The organism is Zooshikella ganghwensis DSM 15267 (assembly GCF_000428585.1).
In the GTDB taxonomy this organism is placed as follows: domain Bacteria; phylum Pseudomonadota; class Gammaproteobacteria; order Pseudomonadales; family Zooshikellaceae; genus Zooshikella; species Zooshikella ganghwensis.
Map to the genome: position 1 here is coordinate 1 of NZ_AUAF01000269.1, position 3458 is coordinate 3458.

1 protein-coding gene and 1 pseudogene are annotated in these 3458 nt (G+C 38.8%); both read left to right on the plus strand.

What is annotated here, in order from left to right:
- Nucleotides 1–519: 519 nt before the first annotated feature.
- On the plus strand, nucleotides 520–2115 hold the full coding sequence (locus tag F607_RS33280) for a hypothetical protein (protein WP_157365608.1): 1596 nt from the start codon (nucleotides 520–522) through the stop codon (nucleotides 2113–2115).
- A 20-nt stretch (nucleotides 2116–2135) separates the two neighbouring features.
- Nucleotides 2136–3458 (plus strand): annotated as a pseudogene (locus tag F607_RS33285) (RHS repeat protein); the annotation flags it as partial.

Consider the following 3458-nt stretch of genomic DNA (forward strand, 5'->3'; position numbering starts at 1 on the left):
ATCCGTTAGGATAATGAATTTTGATCCATCCTTCCCTGAGTGAAAATAATCCAGCCTGAAAATAGCCGATTCGCAGGGTTATCGGCTATTTTTTTGATTACCGTAGGCTCAATCAAGAAGCTGCATCCGTACTTTCGTATTAATCCAACCAGTTATTCTGTCTAAATATTAAGCACCATAGACCTAAGTTGTCGTCTATTTGAGCAACAAAGTATGTCAAATCAATAAAATGAAGTATTTCACCTGTTGTGCAAGTTGTAGATCACATTATAATCAGTGGATCTAATACCTATGCAGTTAAAGGCCATTACAGTTGTTCATTTTACAATCAAACATATTTCCCAAAATACAAACAACATTAAAAATAGTAAACAGGTGGAATGTTGCGACAACGAACAAGGTTGGCTAATTAATAGATCAATGTAACAGTAAAGTTTTGATGAGTTAATATAAAGAGTAGTAATTAACGTGTATCGAAGAATAAAATATTGTGTTTTAGCTATAATCAAATACCATTCTTTGTTGAGATGTTTTTTATTAGTATTGCTAGCCTTTAATACGCATACATTTGCATTTGAGTATTGCGCTGATAAGTCATTAAAAGTACACAAAGCTAGAGTTATCGATACTCCTTTATCAGCAAGTTGTGATGGACTTGTTAGCTATTTACCTGATATAGCAGCATTTAACGGGCTAATGTGTGATATTAAAGTAAGTAATGCTCCATTATCTAGTGGAGGTACTGCCTCCGTCATTAGTTATGCTAAAGATTTTAAGTTCTTTGGTTGCGCACACCCAAGTACATATAATGGGATTGATAGATACTGCTCATATGAGTATACCCCTTGTGGAAAATTTTATAAAAAATATGGGCGCTGTAATTATTATAGGAATGATAAAGAAACAAATAGTATTTTTGTTCAAACATCATGTGTCACTTGTTCCGAAGATACTCCATATGTATGCGAACAGTCTTCACTCACTGAAAATGGGTCTGGTAGCTGCAGCTCGCCAAATACAACCCCTCAAGCAGGGAATCCAATTAGGATAGCAACGGGAAATAAATACCAAGTAGAAAGATATATTGATGACCTCTCACTTCCTTTTGAGGTTTCATACAATTCCAGTACGAGGAAATGGACTTATAATTTTTTATACCAACTGATTAATATCAAAAGCGATTCCATTTTTTTTCATTATTACAGGCCTGATGGGAAAATATTTACACTTTATAAGAAAGATAATAAGTGGAATACATTACTAAGCGGTGCCTTACAAGTACAGAAGTCAAATAAATATGACTCTTCTTGGCTAGTCAACTACTATGGGCAACACGAGTATTATGATGACCAAGGCCGTATCCTCCGTATCGAAAAACCACAAGGCATAGTCCAAACCTTCACTTGGAGTGATCAACAGCTCGTTGTTCTGGATCAGCAGAGTCACCGTTTAACACTCATTTTTGATGATAAAAAGCGACCGATTTCGGCTGTTCAGCCTAATGGTAAACCTACCACCATGTTATGGAGTGACGACGATAAACTACTAAAAGTCACTCAATCCGATGGCAGTATTCGCCAATATCATTATGAGAATTCAACCTTTCCAAAGCATTTAACGGGCATCACCGATGGCAATGGCGAACGTTTTGCGACTTGGACCTATGATGATAAAGGTCGAGCTATTGCCAGTGAACATGCAGGTAGTAAAGAAAAAACGATTCTAGAGTTTCACAGCAATAACTCTACAACAGTCACTAATCCTTTAGGCAAAAAAACCACCTATCACTTCAAGGCATTTAGTAGCGGATATAAAGTCGTGAAAGTCGAAGGCCAACAAACTGAACACTGTGCGGCGGCCAACAAAGCATATACCTATTACGACAACGGTTTGCTCAAAACTAAAACTGATTGGAAAGGGATGGTGACGGCGTTTGAATATAACGACCGTGGCCTGGAGACCAAGCGCACCATGGCGGTAGGCACACCTAATCAGTACGAGGTGGTGACCGAATGGCACGACACCTTGCGTTTACCCACGGCCAAAATCACACGCGGTGAACGAGAAGAGTATCGCTATGACGAACACGGTCGGTTAATTAAAAAAGATAACTAATTATTTTTTGGTATTTATTAATGCATTTAAATTTGCGTTTACTAGGTGTTTTATTATTCCTACCAAGCAGTTTGTCTTGGGGAAAGATAGAGTGTCAAGACCCTTATTCGTGCTCTATTGTGACTTATTCAGAAAGTCGAGAAAAAGCTCAAAGTAGTTGTGATCAGCTCACCCTAAGTTTGTTTGGAAAGCCCTGTTTTGCTCATTATAATTCGGGAATAGATCGCCATTATGGTTTGGGATTAGGTGGCCATTTTTTTACTCGAGGTTGGGAATGGAGCGACCCTTACCATAGCTACCTTATTACATTTTTTACCATTAATAGCTGTTCTGACACACAACAACAAGCGATTGATAGAGATCGAGGATGTATACCTAAAAGTGAGTGTGCTTTGGGATATATAAAATCTTCATTAGGCAATTATATTTGTCAAACTCCTTCCGTACAGGAAGCTGGCAGTGGAGACTGTTCATCACCAGATACTACACCTTCTGCAGGTAATCCGGTAAGAATAGCCACTGGGAATAAGTATCATGAAGAGACCATTCTTAATGGCTCTTTACCTGTATTGTTTTTTTATAATAGCGGTTCAGGTCAGTGGACTCACAGTTATACTTATCAATTTGAGAAAAAAGGCTTTTCACTCGAAGGAAATTATCATCGTCCTGATGGCAAAATATTATACAGTGCGACCTCTGATAGTGTTGTTAAATCGCATGATATTGTTGCAACTCCAACAACAGAGTATAACGCCAAGTGGCTCATTATCTATAATGGTCAACACGAGTATTATGATGATGAAGGCCTTATTCTCCGTATTGAGAAACCTCAGGGTATAGTCCAAACCTTCACTTGGAGCGATCAACAACTCGTTGTTCAGGATCAGCAGAGTAACCGTTTAACACTTACGTTTGATGATAAAAAACGGCTGATTTCGGCAATTCGGCCTAATGGAAAACCTGTGACATTAGAATGGAGTGACGACGATAAACTACTAAAAGTCACTCAATCCGATGGCAGTATTCGCCAATATCATTATGAGAATTCAACCTTTCCAAAACATTTGACGGGTATTACCGATGGTAATGGTAACCGCTTTGCTTCCTGGACATATGATAGTCATGGCCGGGCGATTAGCTCGGAACATGCCGGTGGCAAAGAAAAAACCTCCCTGGAATACCATGCTAATAACAGCACTACGGTGACTAATCCGCTGGGTAAAAAAACCACCTATCACTTCCAGGTATTTAATGGCGTGCATAAAGTGGTGAAAGTCGAAGGCCAACAAACCGAACACTGCGCAGCGGCCAATAAAGAATATACCTATTACGACAATGGTCTA